The sequence below is a fragment of the Desulfotomaculum copahuensis genome, from assembly GCF_001655685.1.
GTDB classification, from domain to species: domain Bacteria; phylum Bacillota; class Desulfotomaculia; order Desulfotomaculales; family Desulfovirgulaceae; genus Desulfotomaculum_G; species Desulfotomaculum_G copahuensis.
On record NZ_LYVF01000013.1, the window covers coordinates 109,760 to 130,069 of the forward strand.

Annotated in this window: 14 protein-coding genes; all 14 read right to left on the reverse strand. The window is 58.8% G+C overall.

The annotated features are described in order from the left end of the window. Positions 1 to 171 precede the first annotated feature (171 nt). Complete coding sequence (locus A6M21_RS01875; RefSeq protein ID WP_066666201.1) at positions 172 to 1,293, reverse strand: XdhC/CoxI family protein; 1,122 nt, start codon at positions 1,291 to 1,293, stop codon at positions 172 to 174. A gap of 19 nt (positions 1,294 to 1,312) precedes the next feature. Then, positions 1,313 to 2,149, reverse strand: coding sequence for a selenium-dependent molybdenum cofactor biosynthesis protein YqeB (yqeB, locus tag A6M21_RS01880; protein WP_282434519.1), 837 nt, complete (start codon positions 2,147 to 2,149; stop codon positions 1,313 to 1,315). Between the two features lie 17 nt (positions 2,150 to 2,166). Further along, positions 2,167 to 3,498 (reverse strand): putative aminohydrolase SsnA, encoded by a 1,332-nt coding sequence (gene ssnA, locus A6M21_RS01885; protein WP_066666202.1) that lies wholly within the window; start codon positions 3,496 to 3,498, stop codon positions 2,167 to 2,169. A gap of 51 nt (positions 3,499 to 3,549) precedes the next feature. After that, complete coding sequence (gene ygfK, locus A6M21_RS01890) at positions 3,550 to 6,609, reverse strand: putative selenate reductase subunit YgfK (RefSeq protein WP_066666203.1); 3,060 nt, start codon at positions 6,607 to 6,609, stop codon at positions 3,550 to 3,552. 39 nt (positions 6,610 to 6,648) lie between these two features. Beyond that, positions 6,649 to 7,989 carry a nucleobase:cation symporter-2 family protein gene (locus A6M21_RS01895; RefSeq protein ID WP_066666204.1) on the reverse strand — a complete coding sequence of 447 codons (1,341 nt, stop codon included), beginning with the start codon at positions 7,987 to 7,989 and terminating at the stop codon, positions 6,649 to 6,651. 13 nt (positions 7,990 to 8,002) lie between these two features. Continuing rightward, positions 8,003 to 8,515, reverse strand: coding sequence for a xanthine dehydrogenase subunit XdhC (gene xdhC, locus A6M21_RS01900; RefSeq protein WP_066666205.1), 513 nt, complete (start codon positions 8,513 to 8,515; stop codon positions 8,003 to 8,005). Beyond that, positions 8,502 to 9,386: a xanthine dehydrogenase subunit XdhB gene (gene xdhB, locus A6M21_RS01905; RefSeq protein WP_066666288.1), complete on the reverse strand. Its 885-nt coding sequence runs from the start codon at positions 9,384 to 9,386 to the stop codon at positions 8,502 to 8,504. The genes xdhC and xdhB overlap by 14 nt, the downstream gene beginning before the upstream one ends. A 1-nt stretch (position 9,387) precedes the next feature. Next, entirely contained in the window at positions 9,388 to 11,694 is a 2,307-nt protein-coding gene (xdhA, locus tag A6M21_RS01910; protein ID WP_066666206.1) for a xanthine dehydrogenase molybdenum-binding subunit XdhA, read from the reverse strand. A 13-nt stretch (positions 11,695 to 11,707) separates the two neighbouring features. Further along, complete coding sequence (gene xdh / locus A6M21_RS01915; RefSeq protein WP_066666207.1) at positions 11,708 to 14,281, reverse strand: selenium-dependent xanthine dehydrogenase; 2,574 nt, start codon at positions 14,279 to 14,281, stop codon at positions 11,708 to 11,710. After that, entirely contained in the window at positions 14,269 to 15,675 is a 1,407-nt protein-coding gene (gene hydA / locus A6M21_RS01920; RefSeq protein ID WP_066666208.1) for a dihydropyrimidinase, read from the reverse strand. The genes xdh and hydA overlap by 13 nt, the downstream gene beginning before the upstream one ends. Positions 15,676 to 15,786: 111 nt before the next feature. Further along, positions 15,787 to 16,737: a carbamate kinase gene (gene arcC / locus A6M21_RS01925; RefSeq protein WP_066666209.1), complete on the reverse strand. Its 951-nt coding sequence runs from the start codon at positions 16,735 to 16,737 to the stop codon at positions 15,787 to 15,789. 1 nt (position 16,738) lies between these two features. Further along, the gene (locus tag A6M21_RS01930; RefSeq protein WP_066666210.1) at positions 16,739 to 17,743 is read right to left on the reverse strand and encodes an ornithine carbamoyltransferase; all 1,005 of its coding nucleotides are present in this window, start codon (positions 17,741 to 17,743) and stop codon (positions 16,739 to 16,741) included. A gap of 38 nt (positions 17,744 to 17,781) precedes the next feature. Continuing rightward, the gene (locus A6M21_RS01935) at positions 17,782 to 19,026 is read right to left on the reverse strand and encodes a YgeY family selenium metabolism-linked hydrolase (protein WP_066666211.1); all 1,245 of its coding nucleotides are present in this window, start codon (positions 19,024 to 19,026) and stop codon (positions 17,782 to 17,784) included. A gap of 37 nt (positions 19,027 to 19,063) precedes the next feature. Next, positions 19,064 to 20,308, reverse strand: a complete 1,245-nt coding sequence (gene dpaL / locus A6M21_RS01940) for a diaminopropionate ammonia-lyase (protein WP_066666212.1) — start codon at positions 20,306 to 20,308, stop codon at positions 19,064 to 19,066. Between the last annotated feature and the right edge of the window lie 2 nt (positions 20,309 to 20,310).

Consider the following 20,310-nt stretch of genomic DNA (forward strand, 5'->3'; position numbering starts at 1 on the left):
CGGTGCCGCCGGATGCCCCGGCCGGTGGGCGGCCGGCCCGGGGAAAGTACGGGAACCGCGCGTCACGGGGCGCCGCCCGGTTTTTTCCGCAGCGGGCCGGTGTTTCGCCGGTACGGTGCACCGGATTGATGAGGTACGACCAGCGTCTTTTTTTTCGCTCTGTGTGCAAATTTAATCCCTTTTTTCCGGACCGACCGGTTCGATGAATACTTCCATCCCGCCGCCGCAGGCCATGCCTTCTTCAGCCGCCGCTTCGGCGTCGAGGAGGTAGCGGCAGAGCGCGGGCCGGCCGCTGTCCAGTACGCTCAGGGCGTCCCGGCGCGCTTCGCCTTCTACGCATCCTCCGCCGATGGTGCCCAGCTGCCGGCCGTCCGGGAAGACGAGCATTTTGGCCCCGGCTTTGCGGGGGGTGGAGCCGCGTGTGTCCGTGATGGTGACCAGGGCGGCGGGTTCGCCCCGCCGTGCGGCAGCGGCCAGTGTTTTGAAGAGTTCGATGTCCCGGGTGCCTGTTTCCGGGCCGCCGGCTTTTTCTTTGTTCCCCGACAGGGAGGGTACCTGCCCTCCGCGGCGCACGTTGATCATTTCGGCCGCTATGCTGACGGCGATTTCCGCCGGTGTCTGCGCGCCCAGGTCCAGGCCGATGGGCATGTGCACCCGCTCCAGGCGTTCGGCGGGGACTCCGCGTTCGCGCAGGTGTTTTTTGACCAGGCCGACCCGGCGCCGGCTGCCGATCATGCCCAGGTAGGCCAGGTCTTTTTCCACCACCTGTTCCAGGCAGGCCAGGTCCTGGCAGTGCCCCCGGGTGACGATGACCACGCTGCTCCAGTGTCCGAAGGTGAGCTGCCCGATGGCCTGTACGAAGTCGGCGCAGATTACCCGCTGTGCTCCGGGGAATCTGGCCGGGGCGGCGAATTCCGGTCTGTCGTCGACCACGGTTACCCGGTAGCCGAGCAACCGGGCGATCTGCACCAGCGGCTGGGCGATGTTGCCGCCGCCCAAAACCACCAGTTCGGCGGGGGGGAGCAGGGGCTCGGCAAGCAAAAGCCATTCTCCGCGGCCATCCGGGCGGGGGATCTGTTTTCGTTCCAGCCGGCCGCTGTTCAGGGCGGCGGCGAGCAGGGCGTCACCTTCCCGCTCGCTTTCGGACGTCCCCAAACTGCCGGTTGTGCGGCCGTTGAGCCAGAGTTTTTTGCCCACCGCCGGTTCGAATGCGCCGTCTTTTTTTACCGCCAGGGTGATCAGCACTGCTTTTTCCCCGGCGGCCAGGCCTGCCAGCAGTTGTTCGTAGATCATGGCCGATCCTCCTTTTGAGTTAAGCCGCCGGTTCCCGGCCGCACAACCGGGCCAGCACCGCTTCCAGTACGCCGCCTCCGATCGCCCGCGCTTTTTCGGATATGGTGCGGCACATGGCCCGGTCGCCGCGCGGGTCGATGTCTCCCACTTTCAGGCCGGGGCTGACTTCCAGCCCCGGGTGAAGCATTCCCCGCACCAGGCCGTCGATGGCGGCCGTAACCGGTGCCCGGCCGCACCAGGCCACCAGCTGGCCGGCTTTTACTTCCGCGCCGATTTCCACCAGCGGCCGGAAGGTGCCTGCTCCGGTCGCCCGCAGTACCCGCTCGCTGGATTTTCCGGCGATTTCCCCCGGTACGCCGGTGTTGGTCAGGGCGGGGCCGGTGTAGATTACCCGGCCCAGGTAATGCCCGCGGGCTGTTTCTATGACTGCATGCACGTCCTCTCCGGCCGTGAACCCGGGTCCCAGGCCGATGACCAGCTGTGCTTCGTCCCGGCGGGTGCCCGGGTTTACTTTGGCCAGGCGCGCGTCCACCACGCACCAGGGGCGCAGGCTGCGCACCAGTTCGCCCGCCGGGTCGATGACCACGGGGATTTCTCCCTTGGCCAGGACGGCGGGTATTTCTTCCGCTTCAGCCAGCACGGCGCGCACTCCTTCCACTTCCAGGCGGCCTGTATAGACCGTCTGGGCGAAGGATACCGTGCGCCGGACGCAAAGGGGCCGGGGCAGTTCAGTCATCACGATGGGAAATCCCGCCCGCCACAACCGGTGGGCGCAGCCGGTGGCCATCTCGCCGGCCCCTTTGATCAGGATCAGGTGTTGCGGTGTTATTTCAAACCGGCACGTTGCTGTACTCAATGTGCACCCTCATTTCGTTATTTAACTCTTTCCCAGAGCCGGGCTGCCAGTTCGCGGGCACGAGCGTTGATCGCCCGCTCGTCCAGGTCGATCAAACGCCGGTTGAGCATTCTGATCCGGCCGTTGATGATGGTTGTTTCCACACACCGCCCGAGCACTCCGAAGTGCAGGTGACCGCTCCAGTTGGCCGCGGTCAGAGGCGTCGGAGGGGTGTAGTCGACGACGATGATATCCGCCCACGCGCCGGGTTGCAATACCCCCAGCGTACCGCCGAAGAGAGCGGAGGCGATGGCGGGATTGTTCCGGTAAAGCATCTGCGGCACTTCCGCCCAGGCCACCGAGGGATCTCCGGCGGTGTGTTTTTGCAGTATATCGGCCACTTTGGCGCTTTCAAACATGTCGCAGGTATAACCGTCGGTGCCCAGTCCGACTTTCACTCCGGCGGCGAGCATTTTCAGCACCGGCGCCGCGCCCACGGCATTCCCCATGTTGGACTCCGGGTTGTGCACCACCGGCGTGCCGGTTTCACGCAGGAGGTCAATTTCTCTGTCATTTACATGCACACAGTGGGCGGCGATGGTTTTCGGCCCCAGGATGCCGAAATGATGGAGGCGTTCCACCACCCGCATCCCGGACCGGTTCAGGCTGTCCTGCAAATCCTCCCGACCCTCCGCCACGTGGATGTGGAAACCGGCATCCGTGGCCGCGGCCGCCTCCACGCACTGTTTCAACGTGGCGTCGGAAAGGGTGAATGAGGCGTGCAGGCCGAACAAACCGGCCACCATCGGATCAGCGGCGGAGCGGCAGGCGGACAGGAAGGCACTGTTTTCTTCGATCCCTTCCCGGGTGACGGCCTCCCCGTCACGGTCGGAAACTTCATAGCAGAAGGCGGCCCGCACGCCGGCTTCCCGGGCGGCGTCGGCCAGGGTGTTCAGACTTCCCTTCACCGCATAAGGGCTGGCGTGATGATCGATAATGGTGGTGGTACCGGTTTTAATACATTCCATCAATGGAACCAGCGCACTGTAATAGATGTCTTCTTTGTTCAACAGTTTATCCAGCTTCCACCACAGACCGTTCAATATATCCAGGAAGTTTTTCGGCGGTGCGCTTTTGGTATCCATACCCCGGGCGAACGTACTGTAAAGGTGCATATGCGCGTTGATCTGACCCGGCATAATCAATTTCCCGCCGGCGTCCACAAACTCCGCTTCGGGGTGGCGCCGGCGCAGTTCACCGGTGGCCCCGATTTCTTTAATCACCGCGCCGTCGACGAGCACGGCGCCGTCAGCGATCACTTTTTGCTCGTCACCCATGGTTAAAACCAGACCGTTGCCGACTAAAAGCATTTGCGGGTTCTCCTTTCTTCAATCGTCGCTCCCAGGCCGCACCTTAAAACATCATACCTGAAACAGATAACGGTAATTTGTATACGCGCTTTCAATTACGGCCGCCACCGCTTCCGGAAGCGCCGGAGCAAAACCGGCGGCGGTCAGTTTCGTTTCCAGCACTGTGCCGTTCAAACGAACTTTGAAGACCGGCTCTTTACCGCCGTAGCGCAGGAGAAAGCCCGCGCCGGAGCTGCCGTCGAAGTCCGCCTCGCTCCAGAACAGGGTGAGCTTGTCCCGGTAAGGAGCACCGGTATATGGGCAGAAGGTGGCGCAGTTGCCGCATTCGTTGCACATGCCGTCGACGTGCAGAACCTGGTTGGCCTGGCGCAGCCCTCCGCCGGTCACCCGGATCTGAACATTGGCCCGGTTCAGACAGACCTCGGTGCATATATTGCACACCAGGCTGCATTCCAGGCATCTTTCCGGCTCCGCCTCCGGAACATCCTTACCCCTTAAAACACCTTTTTTGGCGCATATTTCGCTCCGGCGGTCGGTCTGATCAAAGCCGACATTTTGCGCGGCGGTAGCGGTGACGACCGCATTTTCCCGGGCGGCAATCGCCGCGGCCACTTTTCTGCCGTCTGCAATGGCCTCGACCACCGTAGCGGGGCCGGACAGAGCGTCACCGCCGATGAATACGCCGGCCAGAGCGGTCTCCAGTGTGCCGGGATCAACGGCGATCCTGCCCCGCTCGTCCGGGCGCAGGCCGAGCCGCGCCAGATAATCGGTGTCCACCGATTCACCGATAGCCGTGAGCACGAAATCGGCGGGAATATCCTCGTATTCCCCGGCCACAGGCACCGGCACGCGCCGTCCCGAGGCGTCAGGCTCACCCATGGCCATTTTCTGGCAGCGCAGTGCGCCCTGTTTCAGCTCCACCGGGGCCAGCAGTTCCTTGAGCACGGCTCCTTCCCGCTGTGCCAGCTCCAGTTCCTCCGGCAGCGCCGGCATGTATTCCCGCGTCCGCCGGTAAACGATATATACTTTTTCCACCCCGGGCACCCGCAGGGCGGCCCGCGCCGTATCCATAGCCGAATTGCCGCCGCCGATCACGGCCACATTCCGGCCTAGGGAAATGGTTTCTTTATTCCGCTTAAATTGTTCGAGGAAGGCGATGGCCCCCATCACCCGCCCGGTATCGCCCTGCAGCGACAGCGCTTTTGATTTGCCGGCCCCGATGGCCAGATAAATATACTTGAACCCCTGCGCCCGCAGCTGCTCCACGGTCAGCTCATCTTTTACCCCCAGTACAAACTTCACGCCCGTGCGCCGGATCAGCTCCAGATCATGTTCAATGGCCGCACGGGAAATGCGGAAGTCGGGGATAACCCGGGCCACGGTACCGCCCGCCTCATCGCGGCGGTCGAACACGGTCACGTCGATGCCCGCCCGGGCCAGGAAATAAGCGGCGGCCAGGCCGGAGGGACCGGCCCCGAGCACGGCCACCCGCGCGCCGGACGAACCGGCGGCGGCCGGTTTGAGCTCCTCAAGATATGCGCTACAACCGTTTTCAGCAGCCATCCGTTTCATTTCCCGGATGAGCACGGGATCGTCGTAATCCAGGCGCGTGCATTTGGTCATGCATTTGTGGTTGCAGATCGTGCCGGTGATGAACGGCAGCGGGTTCTTGTCCACAATCACGGCATAGGCCTGCGCGTATTTTTTCTCCCCGACCAGGCGGATGTATGCGGGGATATCCTGGCCGATCGGGCAGCCCCTGGTGCACGGCGCGACAAAACAATCCGTCAGCGGCAGGGTGTCCGCGATTTTACGGCTCTCTACCGCTCTTTTTTCCTTCCGGTGGTTGCGGTCCGCTAAAGCTTCGGCGGCCAGTGCGCCCAGTTTTTCCAGGTCGATGCGCCCCTCCCGCCGCTCGCCCAAATGAGGTTCCAGCAGAGCGGCGATCTGCTGCAAACGGTAATAACCGCCCGGTTTCAAAAGGGTGGTGGCCATGGTGATCGGCCGGATGCCGGTGGCGAAAATGCGGTCGATATTGAAATAATCCGCGCCCCCGGCGTAGGAGATCTTCAGGTCCCCGCCGAATTCCGAGGCCAGTTTATAGGCCAGATTGATCGTCAGCGGATAGAGAGAACGACCGGACATATACATTTCTTCCCCCGGCAGTTCCCCGCGCGTGATCTGCACGGGCAGCGTATTGGAGAGCTTGACGCCGAATTCCCGGCCGCAGTCGGCGGCAAAGACTTTCAGCTCCCTGAGCATGGCCACCCCGGCGTCATACTGCAGGTCGTGGCTGAACGATTCTTCTTTGAGCTGCACATAACGATAACCCATTTGATCAAATACTGCACGCACATAAGCATAACCCAGCAGGGTCGGGTTCATTTTGACGAAAGTGTTCAGCTTTTTCTCCTTGAGCAGATAGCGGCAGATGGCATCAATTTCAGCCGGCGGGCAGCCGTGCATGGTGGAAAGCGTAACCGAACTGCAGATGCGGGAAGGAATGGCCTCGATATAACCCCGGTCCACCCGTTTGAATTGACCGGCCATCTCCAGCAAAACCTTACGGCATTCCTGGAACACGTCGGAACCGGCGGCTTCTTTCATGCCTTCGATAAAGGCATCCACTTTCGGTGATTTGATGCCCTCCAGGTTGTAGCCGACGCTCATATTGAAAATGAAATCGCGCTCATCCAGGCCGAAAATTTCTTTCTGGATAATGTGCAGGGCAAACCAGGCCTTGACATACTCGGCGAAGGCATCCCCGATGGCCAGTTCGGTCGACCATTCCGTGTTGTATCCTTCATCCTGCGCCGCGATGCACGGCTTGGGAAACTCGAGTCGATCGAGTATCTGTACGGTTTTCAGCTCGAAAAAGCGTCCGCCGGTCAGGTAGGAGGCCACGATATTCTGGGCCAGCTGGGTATGCGGGCCGGCGGCCGGTCCAACCGGCGTGCCCAGCTTCTCCCCGAAGATCTCAATCCACCCGTCGCCTTGCTTGCGGTAAAATTTGGCGGCCGGAATGCCGAAAATGGTCTGGAAACGCTCGTATTCCGTAAAAATCCAGTTGAGCAGTTGCTTGAATGGAATCGGTTGCATTCTGTCGCTCATTACTTCATCCCTCGTCAAATTTATTTTATCTTGAGCAAACTACCCTATATTAAATACCGTAGTTTCCGCCAGCTGTTCTTTATTCTCATGACTGGAACCACCACCGTTAAAGAACAGGTTGAGCACAACCGCAGTCAACGAACCCAGCGTGATGCCGCTGTGCAGAATGATCTGCAGCCAGGAAGGGAACAAATTGAAGAAATTCGCGTCAACCAGAGGAATCAAACCGATACCGATGCTGATGGCCACAATGAAGATGTTATGACCGTGGTCAAAATCCACCCGGGAAAGAGTTTTAATCCCATTGGCGGCCACAATGCTGAACATGGCGATCCCGGCCCCGCCCAAAACCGCGGGCGGCAGCGAAGCGATCACGGTGGCCAGTTTGGGGAACAACCCCAGCACCACCAGAATGCCTCCGGAAGTGGCCACCACCCAGCGGCTCCTCACTCCGGTCAGGCCGACCAGACCGACATTCTGGGCGAAAGCCGTATACGGGAAGGCGTTCAACATGCCGCCCAGGAAAGTGGCCAGCCCGTCCGCGCGCAGCCCGCGGGCGAGATCCTCCTCGCCGATCGGTTTCTCCACAATCTCGCCGATGGCCAGAAAATCACCCGTCGATTCCACCATGGTCACCAGCATGACAAAAACAAAAGCGATGATTGAACCGAGTTCAAATTTGGGCATACCGAAGTGGAAGGGCGTATCGATACCCAGCCAGGAGGCCGTGGCCACACCGGAAAAACTGACCATGCCCAGCGGGATGGCGACAATCAGTCCGATGATCAGCCCCAGCAACACCGCGATATTGGCTATGAATCCTTTCGTGTATTTTGTGAGCAACAGGATGGAAACCAGCACTATACCGGCCACGGCCAGGTAGGGCAGGGCCCCGTAATGCGGGTTGCCGGTTCCGCCCGCCGCCCAGGCCACTCCGACCGGCAGAAGCGAAATACCGATGATGGTGATCACGCTGCCGGTGACCACCGGCGGGAAAAAACGCAGCAGTTTACTGAAAAACGGAGCGATGAGAAAGGCCAGCAGGCCGCCCACCATAACGGCGCCGTAAATTGATGTCAACCCGCCGGCTTTGGCGATCATGATCATCGGTGAAACAGCGGCGAACGTCACTCCTTGAATGACCGGTATTCTGATCCCCAGCTTCCAGAAGCCGATGGTCTGGATAAGGGTGGCGATACCGCAGGTAAACAAATCGGCGTTGATCAGAAAAGCGGTTTGGGCTTTGCTCAGCCCGGCCACGCCGGCAATGATCAGCGGTACGGCTACGGCACCGGAATACATGGCCAGCACATGCTGCAGACCGTAAATTAAAAGTTGGCTCAAAGGCAGTACTTCGTCTACCGGATGCCTGTTCTGCATGTGGTTTGCCTCCTTAGTTGTCTTCCCGATTTACCTGTTGCCCCTCATTTGATTTACAGATGTTGTTCAGGCATTTTTCCGCGGCGTGGAGGATCTGCTTGTACCCCGTGCAGCGGCAGAAATGTCCGGAGAGCTCCCGTTTGATCTCTTCCCGCGAAAGTTTTTCCCCCCTTTCCACCAGCGCCGTGGTGGTCATGATCAGGCCCGGAGTACAAAAGCCGCACTGCACCGCACCTTCATCAACAAAGGCCTTCTGCACTTCGGTCAGCTCACCGTTTTTGGCCAGACCTTCGACTGTTCTGATCTTTTTCCCGTCCGCCCACACGGCCAGATAAATGCAGGAATCAATGGGCGTATCGTCGACCAGGACGGTGCAGGCTCCGCACTCCCCCACGCCGCAGCCTTTTTTGGCCCCGGTATACCCCAGACGGTTTCTCAGCACTTCCAGAAGCGACTCGCGCACATCCACTTCCATACTGACTTCCTGTTCATTCACCGTAAAGGAAATCCGTTTAAGCAATTTCAACCCCCCCCGCTCTCACCACGGCAGTTTTCAAAGCCCGCTGGACCAGTTCCACAACCAGATGTTCCCGGTATTCACGCGATGCCCGCCAGGAAGTGCGCGCCCGGGTCGATTTGACGGCCAGGCGGCCGATTTCGGCGATGGTTTCCGCGGATACAACTTTCCCCCGGGCGAACTCCTCCGCTTCCCGACAGCGCAGAGGTGTCGGTCCGGCCACACCCAGTCCGATGCGCACATCGGCAAAGGCATCCCCCCCGGCCAGCCGGCAGGTGACCGCCACGCCGAGGGTGGCGATATCCATGGCCTTGCGCATGGAAAACTTAATGTAATGTCCGCCGAAACCGCGGTAATCGGCGGGATCAATCCGGATTTCGGTCAGTATTTCCCCGGGAAGCAAATCCACTTTTCCCGGTCCCAGATAAAATTCATTGATCGGGACAATTCTTTCGTCTTTTTTACTCTTCAGGACAAGCCGCGCGTTCAGGGCGAACAGGGTCGGCGCACTGTCCGCCGAAGTGGCCCCGTTGCAGATATTCCCCCCGATGGTGGCCACATTGCGGATCTGGGGCCCGCCCATGGAGAGGGCCGCTTCGACCAGAATGGGAAGGTTTTCCTTGATCTGCTCGTCCCGCGATAGGCGGGTGAAGGTGGCCAGCGGTCCGATGCCGATGGTGACGTCGGCACCCACGGTGATGCCGGCCAGTGATGCAATCCGGCGGATGCTCAACAGGCGGGCTTTTTCTATCCGCCCGTGGTGCATTTTGATTAAAACGTCTGTACCGCCCGCCACAACAGTCAGCCCCGGGTCGGCGGCCAGAGTTTCCAGGGCCTGCTCGAGATTTTTCGCTTCGTAATATTCTTTAATGTCGTACATTTCACTCACCATCCCGGTCCAGTAATCCGGCTTCTTTCAACTTCTCGAACACATGCTGCGGGTTCAACGGCAACCGCCGGAAAGCCACACCGGTGGCGTCCAGCACGGCATTCCTGATCGCGGGGGCCGGCGTGATGGCCGGAGGTTCTCCCAGCGCCTTGGCGCCGAAGGGGCCGGTCGGCTCATTTGTTTCCACGAAAACCGCTTTGATATCCGGTATATCCATAATCGTGGGCAGTTTGTAATCCAGCAGGTTGTTGTTCAGGGGGCGGCCGGTTTTCTCATCAAACAATAATTGTTCATAAAGCGCATACCCCACGCCCATAGCGGCGCCGCCGTAAACCTGGCCTTCGGCCAGCTGGTGGTTGATGATTTTTCCCGAGTCGTGAATATTGAAGAGTTCCAGAACTTCGATTTTTCCGGTTTTAATGTCCACTTCCACTTCGGCGAATGTGGCCCCGTAAGGCATGGCGTTGATGCGGGCGTTGTTGGAAACGTCACTGGTGATCGGGCTGGAGAAAACCGGGTCGTAGTAGGACTGCATGGCCACTTCCGCCAGCGGCATGACCACTTCGCCCGAATGCGCATAAACAACATTTCCTTCTCTCAAGTCCAGCGCTCCGGCCGGAATATCCGTCATGCCCCGGACAAAGTCCAGTATTTTTTCTTTCACTTCGAGCGCCGCCTTGCGCACGGCCATTCCGGTCACATACGTCTGCCGGGAGGCATAGGCGCCGGGGTCGAAGGGGGTCACATCGGTATCCTGGGTGGAAATCACATGCACCATATCCACCGTAATCCCCAGCACTTCGGCCACCATCTGGGCGAAAACCGTATCGCTGCCCTGGCCGATCTCAGTCGCTCCGATCTGCAGTTGCACCGAGCCGTCCTGATTCAAAACAATGCGCGCTCCGGCCACTTCCAGGTTGTGCGGGAAAGTCCCGGATTGATAGCTGAAACAGGCCATGCCCAGTCCGCGCCGGCGGTCGCCGGTTTGATTTTTATACAGGGCTTTTTTCCTGTCCCACTGAATCAATTCTCTGCCGCGGGCAATGCACTCGCGAATTCCACAGCTCAAGACCCGGGTGTCGCTCAAAGGATCTTTGTGGCCCACCTGCACCAGGTTTTTCTCGCGCAGGGCGATCGGGTCCATATTCAGCGCCCGGGCGATCTCATCCAGATGGCTTTCAAAGGCAAAGAAGATCTGCGGACAACCGTACGCGCGCATGGCCCCGGCCACGGGCAGATTGGTATAAACCGTGCGCGGCTCGTATTTCATCGCCTGCGGAGTGTAAAGATAGCGGAACTTCGCTCCCCCCGATGAAGCGATGGCGTGACCGTGCGAGGCATAGGCTCCGTTATTGGAGATGGCGGTGATATGCACGGCGTTTATTTTCCCGTCACGGGATACCCCGGTCTTGATTTTGTATTTGATGGCGTGCCGGGTGCGCGTATCGATCATGCATTCCTCCCGGGTGAGCTCGAGTCTTACCGGACGCCCCCCGACCGCCAGGGTCATCACCGCGTTCAGCGGTTCCAGACAGACATCCTGCTTGCTGCCGAATCCGCCGCCCACATAGGGCTTGATCACCCGGATCCGTCCCCAGGGTATCCCCAGGGCCTGCCCCACCACCCGGCGCACAATATGGGGGATCTGGGTCGAGGAAACGATGACAATCCTGTTTTCACCATCTACATAGGCATAGGAATTATGATTTTCCAGCTGGCAGTGCTGCACTATGCCTGTTTCGTATTCACCCTCGAAGATGAGATCGGACTCCTGCATGCTCTTTTCCAGATCGCCGTATGCGTACCCGCCGCTGGCGATCACATTGTCCGGCCGGTCCTCGTGAATGGCCGGCGCATCTTCGGCCAGGGCCGCCTCCACGGATAAAAGGGACGGTAATTCTTCGTATTCCACTTCAATCAGCTTCAAGGCCTCGGCCGCTGTCAGCTCGTCCCTGGCCACGACGGCGGCCACGGCGTCACCGACAAAGCGGGCCTTATCCGTTAAAATCAAACGGTCTTCAATATCCCGGTGTTCCGGGTCCAGCGCGTACGGGTGCCCGGCGGTGGCGAATTTTATATGCGGTACGTCCGCACAGGTGAGCACGGCCTCCACCCCGGGCAGTGCTCTGGCCTTTTCAGTGTTGATGCGCTTAACGCGGGCGTGGGCATAGGGGCTTCTCAATATTTTGCCCACCAGCATGTCCTTTTCCACAAAATCGCCGGTATATTTGGCCTTACCCGTGACTTTGGCCACCGCATCGACTCTTTTTACGCTTTTACCAATCACCTGGTAACTCATCTGCTCACCCCTTTTAATCCTGCTCCGAAGCAGTCTTTTTCTTCCGGTAGGCTGTATCCGCCAGGGGCAGCCGGTACCTTACCTTCCCGTCATAGCGGTAATAGGCCGCCGCCACCGCCGGGGCGACGGGAATGCCGGCGATTTCCCCCACGCCTTTGGCGCCGTAGGCCAGCGGGGACGGATTTTTCTCGATCAGCATGATTTCAATTTCCGGCATATCGGTGGCGCGAAACAGGCCCAGCGTACCGAATTTCACCCGGGGTACGCCGTTCTGCAGCGGGAAATCTTCTCTTAAAGCATAACCCAGGCCCATGGCGATGCCGCCTTCAATCTGGCCCTCCACGGCCTTCGGATTGATCGCCCGCCCGACGTCGTGCGCCGCCACCACTTTCTTCACCCGGCCCTGTTCGTCCAGGATCACCACATGCGTCGCGTAACCGTAAGCCACGTGGTTGACCGGATTTTCCTTGTCCGAATTGAGCGGGTCGGTCACCCCGGCATATTCGCCGTAAAACTCACTGCCATGCAATTGCGATAATGTTGACTGTTGCAAAGCTTGTTTCAATTTGAGCGCCGCCTGGCGGGTGGCCTCGCCGGTGAACAGTGTCTGCCTGGAGGCGGTGGTGGTTCCCGCATCGGGAGTCAGGGATGTATCCGGTGTGGCCACTTCGATCAACTCCAGCGGCAGGCCGGTTGTCTCCACCACAATCTGCGACATGGCCGTGGCCAGCCCCTGACCGAGGCAGGCGGCACTGGTCAGGACACGCACCCGTCCGTCTTCAACCCGGATTTTGACTCTCGATATATCGGGCAGACCCACGCCGATACCGGTATTTTTCAGGGCACAGGCTATGCCGGCGTACCGGTGGGATTCGTAAACTTCTTTCACCGCCAGCAGGGTTTCTTTGATCGCCGTACCGGCGTCGGCAATCTGTCCGGTCGCATTGGTCAGACCCGGTTCCAGCGCGTTGCGGTAACGGATTTCCCACGGGGAAATGCCGGCTTTGCGTGCCAGCAGATCCAGGTTGGTTTCACAGGCAAAAGCGGCCTGCGGCACACCGAAGCCGCGGAACGCCCCGGCCGGCGGATTGTTGGTATAAACGCAGAGACCGGTTATATCGGCATTGGGCACATGATACGGCCCGCCGATATGCGTGCAGCACCTTTCCAGCACGGGCGGCCCCAGGGAGGCATAGGCTCCCGTATCGGCGACCACCCGGGCCACGATGGCCGTGATTTTCCCCCCGGCGTCACAGCCGGTGGTCAGTTCAATCTCCATGGCGTGGCGTTTGGGATGCACGAGAATACTTTCCTGCCTGCTCAGGGTGAGCTTGACCGGCCGGCCGGTCTTCATGGCCAGCAGTGCGGCGTGATGCTGTACGCTCAGGTCTTCTTTGCCGCCGAAAGCCCCTCCGACCAGCCCGGCAATCACGCGCACTTTTTCCAGGGGCAGGCCGAGAATGGCGGCGATACCGTGCTGATCTTCATATATGCTCTGACTGCTTGAATAAACCGTGATTTCTCCGTTCTCCCCCGGCACCGCCAGCGCGCTCTCCGGCTCCATATAGGCATGCTCGGTGGGCGGAGTGTAATAGCGGCTGGTCACCACATGGGCCGAACGGGCCAGCGCTTCCTCCGGATTGCCCCGGCGCACACGGGTGGTGGAGAGTAAATTCCCCTGCGGATGAATTTTCGGCGCATCCGCGGCCAGCGCTTCAGCGGTGGTGGTAACCGGCGGCAGTTCTTCGTATTCCACTTTGATCAGGTCCAGCGCTTCCCGGGCGGTTTTTTTGGAAGTCGCCGCCACCAGGGCGAGGGCATCACCGATATACCGGGTTTCCTCCCCGACATCGACCAGAGCCGGCCAGTCTTTGAAAATAAAGCCCCAGTAACGCACGCCGGGAACGTCTTTGGCCGTCAGCACCGCTTCCACCCCGGGCAGCGCGCGGGCCGCCGAAACGTCTATGTTTTTAATCAAAGCGCGGGGATATTTCGTCCGCAGCACGGCGCCGTAGAGCATACCCGGCAGATACATGTCGTCCACATACCGCCCCGTGCCCAAAACTTTTTCCCGCGCATCCACCCGGTTCAGGCTGGCGCCCACCCCGCTTCCGGCTGGCGCGGCGGGTATTGTTTTTTCGCGCAGCATCTGCGCCGCCATTTCGATCGCCCGTTCGATTTTTACGTATCCAGTGCACCGACAGATATTGCCGCGGATGGCTTCTTTAATTTCCCTTTTCGAGGGGTTGGGGTTTTTATCCAGCAGGGCCCTGGCGCTGATCACCATCCCGGGCGTACAGAAACCGCACTGCACCGCCCCGGCGTCGGCAAAAGCACGGGCGTAAACTTCCTTTTCAAAGTCGGAAAGACCCTCCACGGTGAGCAGCTGTTTCCCGCTCACTCTGGCCGTGGTCAGGCGGCAGGAGCGCATGGCCCGGCCGTCCACCAGAATCATGCAGGCGCCGCAAACGCCTTCGCTGCAACCGTTTTTTAAAGAAGTCACATGCAGTTCTTCCCGCAAATATTCAAGTAAATTGATATCTTCCTGCGTCGTATAAACCTTTCCGTTGAGGTTTATGGTATACATACTGCACCACCTTTCGCAGCAAACGGCTTGCGAGGCAGGTATTCCCCGCGGGGCCGCCCGTCACACAGACGGCCGTCTTTCACCACCTGCCGCCCGCGCAAAAACACATGCACCGGCCGGCCTTTTTGTTCAAAACCTTCGTAGGGCGTGTAATCAACCCGCTGCTGTTGCGTGCCGGCGGTAATCGTCGCACCGCCCCGCGGGTCCCAGACCACGATATCGGCATCGCTGCCCACGGCAATTGTTCCTTTACGGGGATACAAACCAAACAGCCTGGCCGCCCGGGTGGAGGTCAGGTCGACAAACCTGTGCAGACTGATCCGGCCGGTCGCCACGCCGTACGTATACAACAATCCCATGCGGTTCTCCACTCCGGGAATACCGCCGGGTATCCGGCTGAAATCGGTAAGACCAAGTTCCTTTTGCCCTTTAAAATTAAATGAGCAGTGATCCGTGGCCACGGTATCCACCAGGCCGCTTTCCAGGCCCGACCACAATACCTGTTGCTCTTCCCGGAAACGCAGAGGAGGCGACATGACATATTTGGCCCCCTCGAACCCTTCTTTTTGATAACAGTTTTCGTCCAGGAGCAGGTATTGCGGACAAGTTTCCGCGTAAACCTCCACCCCCCGCAGTCTGGCCTCGACCACCGCCCGTAACGCCCCGCCGCAGGTGAGATGCACAATATATACGGGCGCACCCGCCAGGCCGGCCAGGACGAGCGCCCTCTCCGTGGCCTCCTGTTCCACCACGGGCGGTCTGGTCAGGGCATGATAGCGGGGCGATACGTGCCCCGCAGCAAGGGCCCGGTCGACCAGCGCCTGAATCATGTCACCGTTTTCACAATGCAGGCAAATCAGCGCTCCCGCGCTTTTAGCCGCCGTCAAAGCCTGCAGCAGGACGCCGTCATCCACCTGCAGTGTTCCTTTGTAGGCCATATAAAACTTGAAAGAAGACACCCCGGCTTCCGCGACCAGCCGGCTCATTTCCCCCGCCGTGCGGTCGGTCCAGTCGGTTATGGCCATATGGAAGGCGTAGTCGGTGTAACATTTGCCCGCAGCTCTGGCATGCCAGTTGTCCAGCGCCTGCTGGAGGGATTCACCGGCAAACTGGGTGGCGAAATCGATGATCGTGGTGGTGCCGCCCAGAAGCGCCGCCCGGGTGCCGCTGGCGAAATCGTCGGCGGTGACGGTGCCGCTCACCGGCAGATCAAAGTGCGTATGCGGATCAATGCCCCCGGGGAAGAGAAAGCAGCCGTCCACCGACAGAACCTCATCTTCAGGGCGGCCGATCCGCTCGCCGACGGCGACAATCCGCCCGTCTTCCATGAGCACATCAGCCCGGTAACAATCAGCGGCGGTGACCACCGTTCCCCCGCTCAATAGAATTCCCATGCTCCGTCGTCTCCTTTTCGAGCAGCAGTCCGGCGGGATAAGGCCGGGGAGGGGCGGAGCGTCTTATACGCCCCTCCCTCCATGATAGTCCGAACGCGGAACTTCTTAATTTTATGGATAAATATGCGTCCCCGTCTTTCCGGCCACGGCTTCCTCCAGAGATTCGGGATTGGTGATGATGGCTTTTTTCCCGCCTTTTTCCAGGAAGCTGATCACGGCCTGAATTTTGGGCAGCATGCTCCCCGGAGCAAAATGGCCTTCGGCCACATATTTCTTCAAATCCGGCAGATGTACTTCATCCAGCGCTTTTTCCTCCGGCCGGCCGTAATTCAAATACACTTTGGGCACGCCGGTGGAAATGACCAGCATATCGGCATGCACCTCGGAAGCGAGCAGGCTGGTGGCCAGATCTTTGTCCAGCACTGCATCGATGCCCAGCAGGGTTCCGTCGGGCTGTCTGATCACCGGAATGCCGCCGCCGCCCACACCGATTACGCAGTAACCGTCATGCGCCAGTCTTTTGATGATATCCTTTTCAATGATTTCCTGCGGAACGGGGGAGGGCACCACGCGCCGGTAACCCCGACCGGCATCGTTGACCAGCACCCAGCCGGGATTTTCCTTTTTAATTGCTTCGGCCTGCTCCGCGGAATAGAAGGAGCCAATCGGTTTGGTCGGATTTTGAAAGGCCGGGTCGTCAACGGCCACGACCGTCTGAGTGATAATCGTCACCGCCTGCCTGTTCAAACCGCGTTTCTTGAACTCATTACCCATGGCCTGCTGAATCTGATAGCCGATGGAACCCTGCGTATCGGCGCCGCACATATACAACGGCACGCGGTGGATACCCGCCACCGCGGTGGCAATCTCCGCCCTTCTTAATATAAACCCGACCTGCGGTCCGTTGCCATGGGTAATGATTACCTTGTAACCCCGCTCAATCAGACCGGCGATATGTCCGGCCGTTTCGCAAACGGCGTCGTTTTGATCTTCAACGGTTTGATGCGCCTCATCGCGGATCAGGGAATTGCCGCCGATGGCTACGACAAGCAGTTCGCTCATTTTACCGGCCACCCATCAAAAGAGTCATTACCGCTTTGGCGGTATGCAGACGGTTTTCCGCCTCGTCGTACACGATGGAGTGCGGTCCGTCGATGACCGAGTCTTCAACTTCGTTATTGCGGTCAGCCGGCAGGGCGTGCATATACATGACATCTTTATCCGCCAGAGCCATCTTGGCTTCCGTGCACTTCCAGGACCTGTGGGCCATGAGCTTTTCGTCGACCACTTTGGCCGCTCCAACCGTCGTCGCTCCGGTTTGATCGTTTACCCAGCTCCCCCAGTTTTTGGGAATCACAACATGTGCGCCTTCGTATGCCTCTTCTTCATTATTGGTTACGGTGACAGTACCACCGTATCTGGCGGCATTGGCTCTGGCCTGTTCGATAACCCAGTCCGGAAGCTCCCAGCCTTTCGGATGCGCGAGCACTACATCCATGCCGTAGCGTGGGAAGAGCAGCACCTGGGACACGGGGACTGAAATCGGTTTCTTGTGGCTTTCCGCATAGGCCCAGATGATCGAGACCTTGACGCGCTTCAAGTCGCCGATTTTTTCCTTCATGGTCATCAGGTCGGCCAGTGCCTGGAACGGGTGGTAAAGATCGCACTGCAGGTTCATCACCGGAACGGTCGACCATTTGGCCATTTCATTCAGATATTTGTTGCCGAGGCCCCAGTTGCAGTACCGGCAGGCGATGGCGTGACCGAACCGGGACAGGATGATGGCGGTGTCCTTGGCGCTTTCACCGTGGGCGATCTGCATATTGCTCGAATCCAGATAGTTGGCGTGGCCGCCCAGTTGCGCGATGCCCGCCTCCATGGAATTCCTGGTTCTGGTGGATTGTTCGAAAAAGATGAGGAACATGGTCTGGTATTTGAGGTACGGGGTGGGCACCCCCATGGCGAACTTTTTCTTCAAGTCAAAAGAAACTTCCAGCATGGTGTCGACTTCTTCTTTGGAGAAATCCTCCAGGTTGATAAAATGCCTGCCGCGAAAAATGGACTGCATAACCTTAATTCCTCCTTGGTAGAGTGTGGTTTTTGGCTTTACTTGATCGGGTTTTCCGTGCGGGCCGGCATTTCTCCGGCGTATTTGCGCACGTAAATCCCGGGAATGGCTGCATACATGGCCGCCGCGTCGACCAGTTCCTTCTTCCAGGTTCTTTCATTGGGCGCGTGCGCCTGATCCTCGTGTCCGGGGCCGAAACCTATGCAGGGAATGCCGAAACGCCCCATGATGGAAACACCGTTGGTGGAAAAGGTCCATTTGTCGACCACCGGTTCCCGTTTGAACAGATTCTGATAAGCCTCCACCAGCGTCTTGCAAACCGGATGATCCTCCTCAATCAGCCAGGTGGGGAAATAGGCTTCCGTGGGATAAACCAGATTCGTATACGACGGCCTGGCATATTCGTACATGGACACTTCGGCACCCGCCGCCTTTACAGAGGGCAGATTTCTGATCTGCTGGAGGGCATATTCCGCATCCTCACCGGCGGTGAGCCGTCTGTCGATGGAAATCCAGCAACTGTCCGCCACCGCGCAGCGGGAGGGCGAAGTGTGAAAGATCTCCGATACGGCCAGCGTGCCCTTGCCCAGAAAGTCATGGTCTTTGAGGTTTTCATTCAGCGCACGCAGTTCAAGTAAAATGGGGGCCATTTTATATATGGCGTTGTCCCCGCGTTCGGGAGCGGAACCGTGACAGCTGATCCCTTTGGTGGTCACCTTTATTTCCATCCGGCCGCGCTGCCCGCGGTAGATCCGGCCGTCCGTCGGTTCGGTGAGCACCACGAACTCCGGCCGGAGCTTATCCTCGTTAATAATGTACTGCCAGCACAAACCGTCGCAATCTTCTTCCTGTACCGAACCGACCACCACCAGGGTATAGTCGTCCAAAAGGTTCAGCTCTTTGATTATTTTTCCGGCGTAAACCATGGCGGCCATACCGCCTTCCTGGTCGCTGGCCCCGCGGCCGATGATAATTTCATCGTCCTCATAGCCCTGATAGGGATCGTACTGCCAGTTTTCCGGGTTGCCGACACCCACGGTATCGATATGTGCATCCATGGCAATCAGATGCCTGCCATTACCGATATACCCCAGGATGTTCCCCATCGGATCGATAACCACCCGGTCAAAACCGACCTTTTCCATTTCTTCCTTGATTCTGTTGATTACTTTTTCTTCCTGGCAGCTTTCACTGGGGATAGCGATCATATCCCGCAAAAATCTGCTCATTTCCGGCTGATATTTCTGTGCCAGCTCCACAATCCGGGAAAAATCAGTACCCATAAATATCCCCTCTCCTTGCTCTTGCCCCGGCCATTATTCACTCTTCGGGAAGTTCACTCTCACAATCAAAGCTGGGATACTTTCCATCCCATACGACATCTCTATAATTAACCGGATCTGTGTCGCCTTCCGTGCTGAAAATGAGGATTTTTGAATTTCTGTCCAGTTTGAGCAAATCTCTCACCGGTTTCAAGTTTTCGTTCTTCATGATCTCAATCAGCACACCGATGGTCACCGCTCCCGATTCGCCCGACACCACCCGCGGATCTCCGCCCAACGGATTGCCCAGAATGCGCATTCCTTTGGCGGCCAGGCAATCCGAACAGGAAATAAACGCATCGCTGTAATCCCATAGAATCCGCCAGCCGATCGGGTTGGGCTCGCCGCAGGCCAGCCCGGCCATAATGGTATTCATATTGCCGCCCACTTTCCGCGGTTTCCCGTCGCCGGCCAGGGCGGAACGGTAAATACAATCGGCCTTTTCCGGCTCCACAACGGCGGTGATCGGTCGGGAAGCGCCGAAAATAGAGGCAAAATAACCCTGTACGGAACCGGCCAGCGACCCCACTCCGGCCTGGATGAAGATATGGGTCGGCCTGTCCACGCCGCACTGCTTCAACTGTTCCAGGGCTTCCGCGGCCATAGTGGCGTAACCCTGCATAATCCAGGTGGGAATGTCTTCATAACCTTCCCAGACGGTGTCCTGAACAACCACCCAGCCACTTTTGCGCGCGTTCTCGGCCGCCAGTCGGACCGCATCATCGTAATTGAGGTCGGTAATATAGGCCTCGGCCCCGGTGGCCAGTATGTTTTTCATGCGGATCAGCGAAGAACCGACGGGCATGTAAACAACCGCCTTTTGTCCGAGCTGCTGGGCGGCCCAGGCCACCCCCCGGCCGTGGTTTCCGTCCGTGGCGGTGGTAAAAGTGATATTCCCCAGCTTTTCTCTGACCTCTCCGGTCTTCAAGCTGTCAAAACTGATTTCGCTGATATCCAGCCCGAGACGCCCGGCCAGATATTTGCCGATGGCATAAGTACCGCCCAGCACTTTGAATGCGTTTAAACCAAAACGATAGGACTCATCCTTGACATAAATCCCCGCTACACCGGCGTAGGCGGCCAGTTCGGACATGCTCCGCAGAGGAGTCGGATCGTACTGCGGAAAGGTGCGGTGAAAATCCCTCACCTTTTTAATTTCCTCCCGGCCTAAAAAGTGCAGGGGAAATTTGTCCCTGTCCTGACGCGCATGCGGGTTAGCCACCCATTTAAGCCTCTTGTTCACCT